Source organism: Mucilaginibacter sp. P4_G9, from assembly GCF_056400985.1.
This window is the reverse complement of record NZ_JBFUKF010000002.1, coordinates 38,681-53,050: the sequence shown is the minus strand read 5'-3', so window position 1 is coordinate 53,050 and position 14,370 is coordinate 38,681. Positions and strand designations below refer to the sequence as shown.

Sequence of the window (14,370 nt, the reverse complement as noted above, 5' to 3'; positions counted from 1 at the left end):
ACATTGGATTCGGCTGAATCCGCCTCCTACCGGAATAACTTAGGGCACTAATCAATTGATAGTCATTTCCATAAACCTGCAAAAAGCATTTGCGAGTTTCATCTGTGCAGGATTTCTGCAATCAGGTTCAAAGAGTTTAGGGTTTGCAGCCATGATAAAAACTGATTTCGCTCGGGAAACCGCAACGTTAAGCCGGTTTGAACTGTATAGGAAATCCATGCCACGGGGGGCATCTTCAGGATTTGAGGTACTCATTGAAAATATTATGATCGGTGCCTCCTGTCCCTGGAATTTGTCAACAGTGCCGATAGATAATCCGGGAAGTGCAGCGGACAGAGCGGCAACCTGTTTATTATAAGGGGCGATGATCTTTATGTCGTCTTTGCTGATCGGTCGTTGAGAACCATTGGAATCGGTCCATTTGACCTTGCCGCTTATCAGTTCTGTAACTATACTAACAATCTCCATTACTTCTTCCGGAGAATTGCTCTGGTTGCCATCGTGAAGTACTGCCTGAAACCATAGGCCGGCACCATGAAACCTTGGATGACCTTCAAGATGCGTTTTTTCAAGCCCCGGCCGGGAGGTTAGTCTGCCGTCATAGAACATCTCAGAAATAAATGCGCAGATGTTCGGGTGAAGACGCCAGGTTTCATTCAGGAATATTCCCTTCTCAGGTGCTATGGTCTGATTACCCATCAGAAGATGTTCGAGTACGGACACTTCTGTGCCTTCAGGATGAGAGCCCTGTTGAGGCTGTTTTAACTGCTGAGGATCTCCGAGCAGTACCATGTTTTTTGCTGAATGAGAAATTGCCAGCGTATCTACCAATGAGAACTGTCCGGCTTCATCGATAAAAAGGTAGTCCACGGTGTCGGTCATTTCTTCTCTTGCCCATAGCCAGGATGTTCCTGCGGCAAGCTGTGCATTACCCGATAATAGGGCAGAACGGACGGCGGCGTTATCTTTAGTTTCCTGAAGCCCTGATGGTAGCTGGTCGCCGGGTGAATTTACTTTTTGAATGCAACTGAGCTGTGTTTCTGTCTCCTTTGCCAGCTTTAAAACTTTGTATACAAGTTCAGTGATTACCTTGTGACTAAGAGCCGTAATTCCAATCTTTTTGCCCTTTCTGATCAAACCCAGAATCATATGAGCGGCGGTGTAGCTTTTTCCTGCCCCGGGAGGACCCTGGATCGGAAGAATGCCATTTTCAAGTAGTAGAACCCATTCCACTGCTCTTTCCTGTGGAATCGAAGAAGATGTGAATATTTCAATAGTTCTTGGCGGCAGTCCGAGTAAAAGATCCCGTGCCGCTCTGTAATCGGGTTCCGGACTATTGATCTCATGATCTGCGACCCAGGCTGCCAGCTGAAATATGGCGGACGGTTTTTCACCTACATTTATGTCATTAAAAGCAAAGACCGATTCAGGATGCTGGTCTTTGATTGATGGTCCTTTTTTAATACCTACCAAATAATTCTCCAGGTCAATCCCGGCGATTTCGCCCATACTATTGCCGTTTCCGGTTTTTAATTTATCACCCGTTTTTAGATCACAGTCCTGGTTTGGAAAGCTGTACTGGTCTATTACGCTTCTGTTTACCAGTTCTCTTGCACCGGTGAATTGCAGAAATGCAAGAGCACCTTTCTCTTCCTGAAGTTCATCCGGAGGAAGTTCACAAAGGCGGAAATATTCCCACCATTTTGATTTTTCTTCCCGTCTGTACCAGTCCAGCATATTTGCCAGCAGCCACATTGCCTGTTGCTCCTCATTTCGTTCTTCTCTGTCTAATGGAATGTTATCCGTCAGCCTTTCATAAAGCTGTATTATGCGCTCCTGATGGTCAGTTAAAGCCTCGCTCGCTTCACCAGGCTTCGATTCCGGTCTTGTAATAATTGTACCTTCCGCAATAAAATCAGCTCTTATACTTTCCAGCCAACTCCTGAGGTGTCTGGTGGAGAGACAGTCTTCCATATTATACTGTTCTACAGCTTGCTTCGCTTCCTGTGGAATCGCGTGTCCCTGCCCCCTTTCAAGATAGCGCTCGATAATTTTTAATTGCAAAGAAGCTTGTCTAAGTTCCATCTTTCTTTCAAAGGCATGAAATACTTCAAGTTCTTTTAATGAATATGCTTCAATACCTGCCCGCAGCGCTTGCCGGGTTACACTGTGAAGATCGATGAAAACACCGGATCGGAGCATCTGATCTATCTCTGTTTCGCAGATATTATATTTTCCCATCAGTCGTTTAAGCGCCACGGGTTCATATGGTGAGTAGTGATAGATATGAAGTTCCGGATATAATAAAAGGCGTTCCATAACCATCGCTACGAAACTCTGAAAGGATTCTTTTTCCGCCTGCTGGGTCACTGCCCATAGCCGGTTATATCCGGATTCGGATTCGTCCGCAAGCTGCCAGCCAAATAAATATTCCATGCCGCCTGTGCCCGCAAAAGGATCGCTTTCAAAGTCGAAGAAAATATCTCCTGGAGATGGTTCAGGAAGTCGTGACAGACCGATACCTTCATGAATTTCCAGTGTTTCAAAAACCGGCTGATTAGTGGTTCGGGCCTGAAGCTGCACACGTGCCTGCTCTCTGAGCCTAATATAAGTATTGGCGGCACCACGGCCTGGCCGGAAGGCGAGCGGCAGTGGAAGTTCTCCAAGTTTTGCGAGTGTGGTTACCTCCTGCCGCGTAAGTTCTTCACGCTGCGCATTTGAAAGTCCGGCAACCAGAGAAAGGTGGTCGTCATCCCGTCGGTGCCTATCACAGTGATGCCACCAGTTACAGATACTGCAGTGTGCCGTTGGATGCGGGTAAGTATCTGCAATTTCCGTTCCTTTATTTATCAGCTGCTGCAGCTGCTTTTGTACAAGCCGGTGGTAGGCCATATAATCATCAACGCGATAGGTCTGTAATGGCAACTCATCGTCCGGTGTTATCACATGCATAAATTCCGGAACTGCTCCTTGAATATCCCCAACAATCTGTGAGTATAAACAAAGTTGCAGTATTGTGCCCGCTTTTGTTTCCTTAGCAAGCTTTGAATCCATTACCTCATAGGACCAGTTTCCCAGCTTACTTGGTTTGTCAACCTTTTTCAGGAAATCTGCCCGGCCATTCCATATTTCGTGATTTAAGGTGGCCTGATAAATATAATCTATACCTTTTTGCATTGACCGGATCGTCCTTGATAATCCTGAATCATTAGATCCGTCAAAAACATTCTCAACGGTATGGCCACTTTCAACAAGGCTTTGCAGATATTCATTCTCGAACGTCTGTCCCCGTTCTTGCAAAATAGCAAGCAGCGGGTCACGGTATTCTGGTCGCTGCAATTTACCTTCAATAGCTGAAAGGTCAAGAAAACTCAGGTGATGGCAAGCGATGAAATTTGAAAGGTCGCTTGCTGATAACTGGATAAAGTCGTTGGTTTGGCGCACGCTGGTTCAGGGACTAAGGTTGTATCAAATATAGTTTATAAAAACCGGTTAATAATACGCGGTTCGATTCGGATTTTACGCTGTAATACCCATCATCATATCATAATGCGCTTGGTGTCTGGTGTGTTTAAAGATTTTTTGAAATACATCAAGATAGCGATCTATAGTATCATCAGGTTGTTCCAAATATAAATCGTCAGGTATGCTATGGGAGCCGTCATTAATCCAGCATAGCAGAGAACGGCACACCTGCTGTTCACCGGGATCCTCGAATTTCTCAGTGAGCTGCTCATCGCCCATATGTCCGAGAATTTTGAAATAATTTTCGATTATCCGCCGCATCGTGTTCTGAAGGGTGATGTCTGAATTATGATCCCGGTTTCTCAGTTCTTTCCATAATAGTTCGTAAGAATTACTTATAGGATTCTCATGACCGCAGGCCTGAATTTTACTAACATTATGATTCTTACGTAGTATCCAGAACGACCTGTCCGAATTCGACTGCGAAAGTCTGCTTTCCACAAATGAAACTTCTTTATGAAAATATACATTGTGTGTCAGAAGAATGAGCTGTTTAACATTACACGGAATATCCCTCTGGGTTATTTTTCTAATGATCTGTTTCAGCAGTGAACTCACTATAAAAAGAACATTACTGTCAAGACTTGAGATCGGGTCGTCAATTACCAGAATGCGGTCTTCAGCTATATCAGCCTCCGAGACACTGCCTTTTACGAGCTGAAGAAAATAGAGAAAAGTAATAAAAGTGATTTCTCCCTCGCTCATAGTCGCGTCAGCCACCGTACCGTTTTCTCTTTGTATTTGGTATTTATTTAGTTCTGCTTTGAAAGGCACGATAGAGAAATTATGAAAGCCGAATGCAGTGAGTGTATGGTTGATCTCAACGATAGAGGCTTCGACTCCTGTAACTGTTTTACGGAGCTCTTTAAGCTCTCTGTCAGTTTCTTTCAACTGTTCCCGCTGTTTCTGCAGATAAGCTTCCACCCCTGCGATCGCTTTGTCAGCGTTTGTCTGCTTGTCGATATGCGGTCTGATGATCACTTTGTGTGCATCAGTCATAAATCGCCATATATCTTTTATCAATCTGGATTTTTCATCTAAATAGTTACTGACAATCCTGTTGTGGCCGTCAATCTCCCTATTCGCTATTTCAAGGAGATTCATGATCAGTTGTGTCTGTTCTGACGTACTTGTCAGATCAATACTCCGGCTTGGCTCTTTAATTTTATTGCTTAGTAGTTCCTCGTTTGATCGGCATAGGGAAACAAACGTTTGCAGATAAGCAGAGAATTTTTCCAGGGGCAGTTTAGTCAAATTATTACCGCGTTCTGTCGATTCGATCTGCTGAAGCTGATTTATCAGATTGGATGAAAACTGGGTGTATTCTTCAGCAAGTCCGGATACAAGTGCGGTATCAGCAAGAAAAGCTTCGTCAAAATATTCCGAAAGCTGTTTTCGAAATCCGACCGTGATGGTCGAACTCTGACAGAACGGACAAATATTATCATCCCGGAGATAGTTTTTGCCTTCATTTACCCAGTCGTTGATATTCAGCTTTTGAATAAGTCTGGCGATATCTACATCTGCTTCGCCAATGATTTTTTTATTCCATATTGTATTATTTTCTATTTCATCCAGCCGGGCAGATGCAGGTAAAGATAATCTGGTCATTGGCAGAGGAGCACGGCCGAATATCGTTTCCGCCCGTTCCTTCAGAACATCAATGGTAGCTAAAGGATTTTTATTGTTTTCAAACTCCTCTATAACTTTGGACTTAAAACGATCTTTCGAGGCAATACTTCCCATAAAGGCATCTTTAAAATCGTTTTCATGTTTTTTATAAATTTCTACCCAGATGATTTCTCTGAAAGAACTTTCGTTTTCTGCTTTTTCTTCCTCGAATTTTTTTTTCGTCTCGGCTTTTTGTTTTCCTTTATCAACAAGATCCTTACGAATTACTTCTTTTTCTTCGATCTCGTCGGTCTGTTTTTTCGAAGCTTTTCCAAGGGTAAATACCCCGTCTATCTTCCCTTTGCCAAAATTGGCATCGCGAAATTCCTTATTGTAAACCAATGCCTTGAGACGCTGTCCATTTTCCCATATTATACCACAGTTTTCAAATCCTGGTCCCGCGTGCGATGAAACCAGTTTGGTAATCGTCGTTTTTCCGCTGCCGTTAGCCCCGTAAATAAAGTTTATCTTTTTTAGACTGGTGAGGTTGATGCCGCCGGCATCATAGGATGCAACGTTCTTCAGGGAAAGGGAGGTGATCATATGACGTGATAATGGTTAATGGTTCTTGGTATCAGATGCTTCTTATTTGGCGTATTAAGCTTGATTGTTAAGAGCAAAGTAAAATTACCATTAAAGTACAGAAATATAAAACGCAATTGAATCGCTTCGTGCTGTGTAAAATATGGCTGTATTTTGCCTAAATTGATAAAAGCCTCACTTAAACAAGCGAGGCTTTTTATTTCCACAAAACTTTTTGCCATTTGAGCGGACATTATTGTGTTTATGCAGGCGGTTCAGAATTTGAGGACATCCAGTGAAACAATTATGCCATGCCAGCCCTTTTTATTATAAACCCAGTTCGCGCCCTTATTGCCCAGTAAATTGTCTATACCAAATGCATACCCGAAATTGATATTGTTGATACCAAACATTACAAAAGTACCATAGGTGAAGGTCGCACTTTTGCGGTCTGACAAAATACCAGGCGCATTTGAAGCCTTTTTCAAATCGGTAGTCCCCAGATTAAGCAACAGGCCTGTTGTAAGTGAATACTGATTAAGCGATTTGCCCATGGTTTTGGATAAGGGATTAAAGACATTCCTTGTAAACTTTACTGACGGGGCAAATCCAACGTTAAAACCTGTCTCCACGGTGGACGGATTCAGTACTCCGTCACCTATGGCTTTACGGAATTTCAATGGGATGGTAAGTGCCTGCATACCAAACTTAATGTCTCCGTAGATAAAGGATTGACGATAATCTTTTGCAGCCGCCACGTTACTTTCGGTAGTATAATAGACACCTTTCAAATCGACTTTACTTTGTACTGGCGGCTTTACGTCAATTGTTGTATCGGGTTTCAGCGTCTTGAGGTAGGTATCATCCTTGATCACCACGAAGTCGGTCTTGTCGTCGAGCCGGCTTTTAAACGCTGTATCCACAACGTAAATCTCCAGCCTGTCATATTTGGTGTCATCGTCGTTGCGCAGCTCCTGATTATCGACATAGCGATATACCACATTCCCTGTGTAAATCTTCTTCATTTCCCCGCAACTGCTCAGCAGGTAGCTGGACATAACTATCAGCATGGCATTCCTCAGCTTCTTCATTGCCGGCCCCCCTTCACAGTATCTGCCGCATGGAATTCCCGGTTGACAGTATCATAACTCACTGTGGGGCGGTCGAGCACCGCCAGCAAAGCGGCAAGTTGTGCCGCGCTGAGCGAGGGAATGCTGTATTTGCTGCCACTGGAAACAATAAACTTGATGTTGGCATTGCCCTTTGCGCTATAGACCAGAGTATAGGTTTTCACGGGCATAACAGCCGATTCCGTCAGGCTGTGCACCTTTTCCGTAAGTTCGACATCAAATTTTTCTTTAGGAGTGCAGGAGCTCAGCTCCAAACTGAATAAAATAGCTGCCAGAAACAACCATTTTGGGTAATTGTAATAATTTTTCATTGCATGTTGGTTAGGTTGACCTAATATACAAGTATTTTATTTACAATACGTTATGGTTTTAAAGGGTTTTTATGAATACATAAACAGAGCATTCTTTCTCCCAGAGACTGGAGGCAGTTCGAAATACTATCGAAGAGATGAAGTCTGTTGTTAATTTAACCCCTTTAATCGGGCTTTAGTTATTTTGGTTTACTATTAAATGTTTTGTAACCTTAATCTCAATAATTGTCGAGTAAACACTTCATTTATAAACAAGTTAATTCAAACAACAATTAATTCAGATTCCGGACAATCTCTTTGATGACAGGATTCAGGCTTTTAAGTAATCTGGCAACAGCTTCGCAATCAGTTAAATTCTCCAGTTTAGGATTATATACAGCCACCTTGTGAAATTTGCTTGCTCTGAAAGCATGATCCCAGCCAACTGTATAATACTCTGTAGTTTTGAACTTCTTTAAGAATTTATGTTTTACCTCATTTCTGATATCATTTGAAACCCCGTCGCTATAGATACGCAACATCAATTGATTATTAAGAATTTCCTGATATATTTCAAATTTGTAGTCCTTGTACTTAAAGCCGCACCATGAATTGCTATCGTTCAGAATATAAACTGCGCCGCCGTGATTATTTACGGTGTAGATGGAAAAGCTTTCGTCCGTCAAATAATTTTTAATTTTGCTGTAGGTAGAATAATATCGGTGGTGATCATGAGCTTTCGGGTTTTGCCAGGCGTTAATCAGGTATTTTTCTTGTGATGAAAGTGCCGCTTTATAATCACTTGCCATTTGGACCGTAGTATTTGCGCTATCGTTTTCAGAGATATAAGAATCAAGGATATTAATCAATTCCTTATACCCTATTTTCTTGCTTAAATTATGAGTAAGGTCAGCGATCTCATCATATTGCTCATTTTTAAAATACTGCAGATCAGTTGTTCCCAGCAGAATATGTAGTCCAACCGTTTGATGTTTGCTAAGAAAAGATTTTTGACGGTCCAATTGGTTCTTCGAGAGGCTTGACCACATTTTAAGCTCAATAAGGCACAGGCATTCTTCACTTTTAGTAAAGACGCCTAAATCAAACAGGCTGGAATAAGGCTCAAGGTGAACTTTGGCTTGTTCAGCAATTGTCACTCCCGTGAGATGCTTCACAAAATTAGTGTCCGATAATAATGTTTTAAGTATTAACTGGTGTGTACGCTCGAAATCAATCGAGTTTTTTAGATATTGTTTAAAGGGCATAAATGTCAGATATGATAAGGTTTAAAGTTTAAAGATATCATTAATAATTTCCACCAGCCTAAATCTTTTAAATCAGCATATTTTTATCACTTCACTTTTCAGAACGCGATTAATCAGCAGCTTTTTTACCTTTGCAGCATGACCGATCAGGAGCTAATGGATTATTTTAATACTGCGACTTTACCCGAAACACTAAGAATAGACCGGGCCACTACACAATTTGAAGTTAAAGACGCCGTAAAAAGAAATATTGAAGCGATACAGTCTAATCCCAAAGATCAGCATGCGAGGCACAGGTTAATGCAGATTATGAACGCCCTTGAAAACCCATACAGCGGGCCCGAAATTCCAAGCCGGTAGTTTGGTAAGCAGGGAAGAGTTTACTGCCTATTTAAAATTCCGGCCTTTATAGAAAATGTCATTCGGTGCGCTTTTCTCGTCCGAACGTGATAGGGTCAGTATCGGCAAATCTTCCTGTTTCCGCTGAACGAGGTCACCCAATAATCTGGTCAGGTCAAAGCAGCGCCGGACGATCACATGCACAACTTCGCCTTCACGCTGTAATTTACCCTCCACCATCAACAACCGGGCCTGCAGTATTTCCTTACGATATTTGTCAAAAAATTTTTCAAATACCACCAGGTTAGAAAAGCCGGTTTCATCTTCAATAGTGATAAAACAAACACCGCCTGCGGTACCCGGCCTTTGCCGTACCAAAACCAAACCTGCAACCTTCACGATCTGATCGGCCTTAACATTCTTGTTGATGTCATTAGTCGGCAGAATATGAAGCAGCCGCAGCTTTTCCCGGATAAAGCTGACAGGATGTGCCTTTAACGATAAACCAACGGAAGCATAATCCTGTACGACGTGTTCCCCGGCAGTCATCAGCGGCAGAGACACCTGTCCTTCCGTTACGCTTTCCGATGGCTGACCTTTAAATAATTCCACCGGCCGGTCATGCAAGGCAGAAACCTCCCACAAAGCCCGACGGCGGTCAAGTCCGATGGAGCGAAAAGCATCCGCATCGGCCAGCCTTTCCAATGCAGCCTGAGATACCCCGGCATCCCGCAAGGCAGGTATACTAAAATAACCGCCAAGCCGGCCAGCCAGCAAAATTTCTATGTCCTCTTCACGGATCCCGCTTATTTGGCGGAACCCTAAGCGCACGGCATGGTATTTCCCTGCTTTTTCTTCCATTAAATGATCCCAGGTTGAATGATTGATATCCACAGGCCGCACATCAACGCCATGCTTCTGCGCATCGATCACCAGCTGGGCAGGCTGATAAAACCCCATTGGCAGGCTATTGAGGATTGCTGTTGCAAAAACATCCGGGTAGTAACATTTGAGCCAGCAGGAGATATAGACGAGCAGCGCGAAACTTGCAGCGTGGCTTTCCGGGAAGCCATAACTGCCGAAGCCCTTCAGCTGGTTAAAAATACGGCGGGCAAATTCTTCGGTATAACCTTTGCCCATCATGCCATCTACCAGTTTTTGCTCGAAATGGTTAACAAGCCCTTTGGCCTTAAACGTTGCCATGCTTCTTCGCAGTCCGTCTGCCTCTGCAGGAGTAAACCCTGCGCAAACAATAGCGATCTTCATTGCCTGCTCCTGAAAAAGAGGTACGCCTAAAGTCCGCCCCAAAATCTCTTTCAGTTCCGGTGAAGGGTAGTCTATGGGTTCTTCTCCGTTCCTTCGCCGCAGATATGGATGCACCATGTCGCCCTGTATCGGACCTGGCCGGACAATTGCTACTTCGATTACGAGGTCATAAAAACAATTAGGTTTAAGCCGTGGCAGCATTGACTGCTGTGCGCGGCTTTCAATCTGGAAAACACCTATGGTATCTGCATGGGAGACCATCTCGTAAACTGCGGGGTCATCCTGAGGTACATTCGCCAGCGTCAGATCGAGATCATAATACTTTTTACAAAGGTCGAACGCTTTGCGTATGCAGGTCAGCATTCCTAATGCCAGCACATCGACCTTCAGGAAACCGAGTGCATCAATATCATCTTTATTCCATTCGATATTGGTGCGGTTTTCCATCCTGGCGTTCAATATAGGACACAGATCTGTTAACTTTCCCTGCGTTACCACAAACCCGCCTGTGTGCTGTCCAAGCTGCCGCGGAAACCCCATCATCAGTGCAGTCAGTTCCAGGGTTTTCTTCAGGTTCTGATCGTCCGGGTTCAGGCCCTGGGCTTTGAGCAGCTTTCCCTCGAACCATTCGTCAGTGTGCTCCCAGATGGAACCCGAAAGCCGGTTAATTGTATCCACCGACAGGCCCATTGCTTTCCCGACATCACGAATTGCACCTTTTTGATGCTGCTGGGTGACCGTAGCTACAATCGCTGCACGGTCACGTCCGTATTTGTCATAGATATACTGGATGATTTCTTCGCGGCGTTCATGTTCAAAATCTACGTCGATATCGGGAGGCTCGTTCCTTGCAGGAGAAATAAAGCGTTCAAATAAGAGGTCGTATTTATCCGGGTCCACAGAAGTGATTCCCAGGCAAAAACAAACCGCTGAATTAGCAGCCGACCCGCGTCCCTGGCAAAGGATACCGCGGCTTCTTGCCTCATGCACGATGTCTTCGACGAACAGAAAGTAATTAGCATAATCCATTTCCTGTATGAATTTCAGCTCGTATTTGATGAGTGCGACAATTTTGTCAGGAATGCAGCCGTTGAAATGCTTTTTAGCGCCTTCCCATGCCAGGTACGTCAATTCGTCCATCGGTTTTCGTCCGCTCCGGTTGATCTCTTCGGGATAAATATATTTGAGTTCGCTGAGCGAGAAAGTGCAGGATTCAGCGATTTCCTGTGTAGACTGCAAAGCATCCGGATACCTGCGAAAAAGGCGTTCCATCTCATCAATGGGCTTCAGATATCTTTCGGCATTCTGATGCAGTCTGAAACCAGCCTCATGTATCGTGCATTTTTCCCGGATACAGGTCTGCACATCCTGCAGCTCACGACGGCCCGGATCATGGTAATGCACATCATTGGTTGCCACCATCGGGATATTATACCTTTCAGATAGCTGTGAAATGCGGAATATCTTTTTATCATCATTGCCAAGATAGGAACGGGTTGCTGCGAGATATAGCGAATCACCCAGTGCCTCACGGTATTCAGCGAGGTTATTTGTAAACAGGGATTCGAAATTAAAACGCCGGTTGAGAGTATCGGGGGGAATAGCTACGAATCTGATGCCTGCAGCGTGCTGGTATACATCCGTTTTAGACAGATGGCAGCTGCCTTTCTCGGCACGAAGATTGCCCACAGTCAGCAATGCGGAAAGACGGCAGTAAGCGTCCTGATCGGTGGGATACGCCAGCAGGCTTGGCCCGTCCAGCAGATCCAGGCGGCAAGCCGGGATAATACTGATCCCGCTGGCTTTGGCGGCTACGTGTGCACGCACAATCCCGGCCATTGTATTACGGTCCGTGATAGCGATCCGGTTATAGCCATAGGCCGCAGCCTGTTCTACGAGTTCATGAGGATGAGACGCTCCCCGCAGAAAGGTAAAATTGCTGGTGACCTGTAATTCTGTATAACTCATCTCTCGTCCCTTTTAAGCAAAAAAACCGTGTAAAAACCATTGATAAAGGTGATCTCCGGTATAATGTCCCGACCGGAAAAGCCAGTAGCGCTGACCTTCCTCATCTTCAACGTGGTAGTAATCGCGATGCTCACCTTCTTCCAGCCACCATTCCCGCTCGATACGTTCGGGACCGTCTGATTTTTTGATATGATGAACCTTACCCTGGTATTTGAAAAGCATAGGCGGATAGTCCGGCACCGGCGAGGATACCTGGATAGGCTCCGGCCTGGGCAGCAGCAGACTCGGCCTCGGTTTATCGTTGCGCCATGCTGTAGTTTTCTTTGCCTGCAGTGATGCGTTTACGATAGCACGTTCAGGCCAGAAATGTTCCTGCGGCAGGTAGCGATGGATCGCACCTGCGCCAACCTTACCAGCAACCCGGTCAAGCAGCTCCGCGACACTTTGGTCAGCAAGACCGGGTTTGCCTGCCCAAAGCGCCTCCTGTACTTTAGGCACCTCCTCCACTTTTGGTGCATCGAGGACAAAAAGCTCAATACCCAGCGCCGGGGTAATGGCTGATATTTTTAATTCAAACAGCTTAAAAAGATGGCTGACGCTGTGTGTAGCGCGGTTCGTGCCGATGGCTATCTGCTCCACTTTGCCGTCAATCCGGTAGCCCGTTAAAACCGCTGTCCGTAACCCCATGCCTTCCTGCTGCAAGCGCAGGCATAAGCTTTCAAGAAGTCTGGTAATTGCTATTTCTATACCTGTCCGGGTACGAATTGGCTCTAAACAAGGCAGGCGTTCCTGAAAAGGAACCGGGACAGACAAGGGAGAAATGATCTCATCCTCCTGTCCAAGCGCCTGTGCCAGCCGTAACAGAAGCGCTTCACCAAAACGCCGTCGTAAAGCAGAACGCTTAATTCCAGTTAAACTTTGAATCGTATAAAACCCCAGTTTTTGCAATAACGCCAGCAGGTCCTCTTCTAAACGCAGGGCAGCCGGAGGTAACGGAAGGATCGCTGCCGCCTGTTCACCGCTGGCTATAATCGGTGTGATATGACCGAAACGGGAAATTGCCCATGCGGCACCTACGGTATCCGCCATCGCGGTGCGCACCGTATAGCCTTTTTTTTTCAATCGCGAAACGATCTCCGTCAGATATGCACGTTCACCGCCCCAGAGATGCGCGCAGCCACTGATCTCCAGAATTAAACCATCAGGCAGATCAACGGCGACAACCGGTGAATAACGAACACACCATTCACCGATCCCTTTCAGGAGTTTGGCAGCACGCTCCGGTTTGTCATCGATGACTTTTAGCCCATGCACGAACGCTTTGGCATCCGCTGCCCGCATACCCGGTTCGATTCCCTGAACCGCTGCTGCAGAACTCACTGCTGTAACAATAAACCGTCCGTGATCCGGCACGACGAAAACAAAGGGCGTGTCCTTCAGTTCCGGCTGCCTGAGGGTCAGCCAGTCTGTCGTCAAATGACGGAACCATATTGAAACATAACGTTTGCGCATAACTATACGGCATGCTGTATCTGTTCGGGTAAAACCATTGCAGATCTGTCTTCTTCCGTTGCCAGTGACAAAAAACGATCTGCAGACCATTCCAAATGAAAAACTCCGGGATTCCCGTTCCGCACCTTTAACAATTCGACTTTCCAGCGCGGAAAACCCACACCCGGCATTTCGTCTTCCGTTTCGCTGGGTACCGGTGTTACCTTCCAGCGGGCCACACAGGTCGTAGTTCCTGCTTTGCGGGGATTGCTGCGAAGGATAAATCCTGTTACCCTGCTATGCTCTACAGCAAGCTGCAGCCGGCGGGATTCAGTTAAGCTGAGTGAATCGATTTCGCCTACGACCGCTGAAAGACCCTCACATTTGAGGGCTTCCTCCATAACCCAAAGCACATCCCTTTCCTTTGCCAGATCGACAAAAATGATTCTGTCCGGTTCTACGCCAAAATCGCTCATGGACGGCGGGAATAATTTCCGGGATACGCTGATCCAAAGGCAAACAGCACTATCCTGCATCAATAAAGCCAGCAGGCCGCCGATAAAACCGCCACAGGCTGCAGCATGTTCAGGCACTGCATTGATAAACTCATGGATGACACCTTTCGGAAATACCCCATTAGGAAAAGCGGCTTCGATAGGCCCCAGGCCGAAAACTGCTCCGGCACCGCTTTGCGGAGGTCTGAAGCCTTCCCATAAAAGGATGTCTTTTTTAAACCGGCTGATCAGTTCTTTTTTTTCGTCCGTCATCACATTTGCTTTAAATTGAGTTAGTTATTCATCGTCTGTATAAGTTGTATTATCTGTGATATTGTTTCCCCACAACCGGAAAAATCCTTTGCAAAAAGTGAACAACAAAATTAATGCTAAAAATATTAGCATTTGC

At 45.3% G+C, this 14,370-nt stretch carries 9 protein-coding genes; 1 reads left to right on the top strand and 8 read right to left on the bottom strand.

Annotated features, from left to right (window positions below):
* Window positions 1-51: 51 nt before the first annotated feature.
* The 5 genes from AC1DPZ_RS00610 to AC1DPZ_RS00590 form a co-directional block, all read right to left on the bottom strand.
* A complete protein-coding gene (locus AC1DPZ_RS00610) occupies window positions 52-3,444 on the bottom strand; it encodes a TM0106 family RecB-like putative nuclease (protein WP_477400512.1) in 3,393 nt (1,130 codons plus the stop codon).
* A 75-nt stretch (window positions 3,445-3,519) separates the two neighbouring features.
* Window positions 3,520-5,739 carry an AAA family ATPase gene (locus AC1DPZ_RS00605; protein ID WP_477400510.1) on the bottom strand — a complete coding sequence of 740 codons (2,220 nt, stop codon included), beginning with the start codon at window positions 5,737-5,739 and terminating at the stop codon, window positions 3,520-3,522.
* 254 nt (window positions 5,740-5,993) lie between these two features.
* Window positions 5,994-6,809: a hypothetical protein gene (locus AC1DPZ_RS00600; RefSeq protein ID WP_477400509.1), complete on the bottom strand. Its 816-nt coding sequence runs from the start codon at window positions 6,807-6,809 to the stop codon at window positions 5,994-5,996.
* Window positions 6,806-7,159 carry a hypothetical protein gene (locus AC1DPZ_RS00595; protein WP_477400507.1) on the bottom strand — a complete coding sequence of 118 codons (354 nt, stop codon included), beginning with the start codon at window positions 7,157-7,159 and terminating at the stop codon, window positions 6,806-6,808. The genes AC1DPZ_RS00600 and AC1DPZ_RS00595 overlap by 4 nt, the downstream gene beginning before the upstream one ends.
* Window positions 7,160-7,431: 272 nt before the next feature.
* Window positions 7,432-8,403, bottom strand: coding sequence for a hypothetical protein (locus AC1DPZ_RS00590; RefSeq protein ID WP_477400506.1), 972 nt, complete (start codon window positions 8,401-8,403; stop codon window positions 7,432-7,434).
* A gap of 138 nt (window positions 8,404-8,541) precedes the next feature.
* Between AC1DPZ_RS00590 and AC1DPZ_RS00585 the strand changes: the two genes are divergently transcribed.
* A complete protein-coding gene (locus AC1DPZ_RS00585; protein ID WP_477400504.1) occupies window positions 8,542-8,763 on the top strand; it encodes a DUF6965 family protein in 222 nt (73 codons plus the stop codon).
* Between the two features lie 27 nt (window positions 8,764-8,790).
* Here AC1DPZ_RS00585 and AC1DPZ_RS00580 read toward each other — a convergent pair whose 3' ends face one another.
* Genes AC1DPZ_RS00580 through AC1DPZ_RS00570 form a run of 3 tightly spaced genes read right to left on the bottom strand, consistent with a single transcriptional unit; the run spans window position 8,791 to window position 14,234 of the window.
* Window positions 8,791-11,976 (bottom strand): error-prone DNA polymerase, encoded by a 3,186-nt coding sequence (locus AC1DPZ_RS00580; RefSeq protein WP_477400503.1) that lies wholly within the window; start codon window positions 11,974-11,976, stop codon window positions 8,791-8,793.
* 12 nt (window positions 11,977-11,988) lie between these two features.
* Entirely contained in the window at window positions 11,989-13,488 is a 1,500-nt protein-coding gene (locus tag AC1DPZ_RS00575; protein WP_477400502.1) for a Y-family DNA polymerase, read from the bottom strand.
* A gap of 2 nt (window positions 13,489-13,490) precedes the next feature.
* Entirely contained in the window at window positions 13,491-14,234 is a 744-nt protein-coding gene (locus AC1DPZ_RS00570; protein WP_477400501.1) for an ImuA family protein, read from the bottom strand.
* Window positions 14,235-14,370: the final 136 nt, after the last annotated feature.

Coding starts and splice junctions, on each gene's coding strand:
- AC1DPZ_RS00605 (WP_477400510.1), bottom strand. CDS start 5,739: ATGATCACCTCCCTTTCCCTGAAGAACGTTGCATCCTATGATGCCGGC.
- AC1DPZ_RS00600 (WP_477400509.1), bottom strand. CDS start 6,809: ATGAAGAAGCTGAGGAATGCCATGCTGATAGTTATGTCCAGCTACCTG.
- AC1DPZ_RS00595 (WP_477400507.1), bottom strand. CDS start 7,159: ATGAAAAATTATTACAATTACCCAAAATGGTTGTTTCTGGCAGCTATT.
- AC1DPZ_RS00590 (WP_477400506.1), bottom strand. CDS start 8,403: ATGCCCTTTAAACAATATCTAAAAAACTCGATTGATTTCGAGCGTACA.
- AC1DPZ_RS00585 (WP_477400504.1), top strand. CDS start 8,542: ATGACCGATCAGGAGCTAATGGATTATTTTAATACTGCGACTTTACCC.
- AC1DPZ_RS00580 (WP_477400503.1), bottom strand. CDS start 11,976: ATGAGTTATACAGAATTACAGGTCACCAGCAATTTTACCTTTCTGCGG.
- AC1DPZ_RS00575 (WP_477400502.1), bottom strand. CDS start 13,488: ATGCGCAAACGTTATGTTTCAATATGGTTCCGTCATTTGACGACAGAC.
- AC1DPZ_RS00570 (WP_477400501.1), bottom strand. CDS start 14,234: ATGACGGACGAAAAAAAAGAACTGATCAGCCGGTTTAAAAAAGACATC.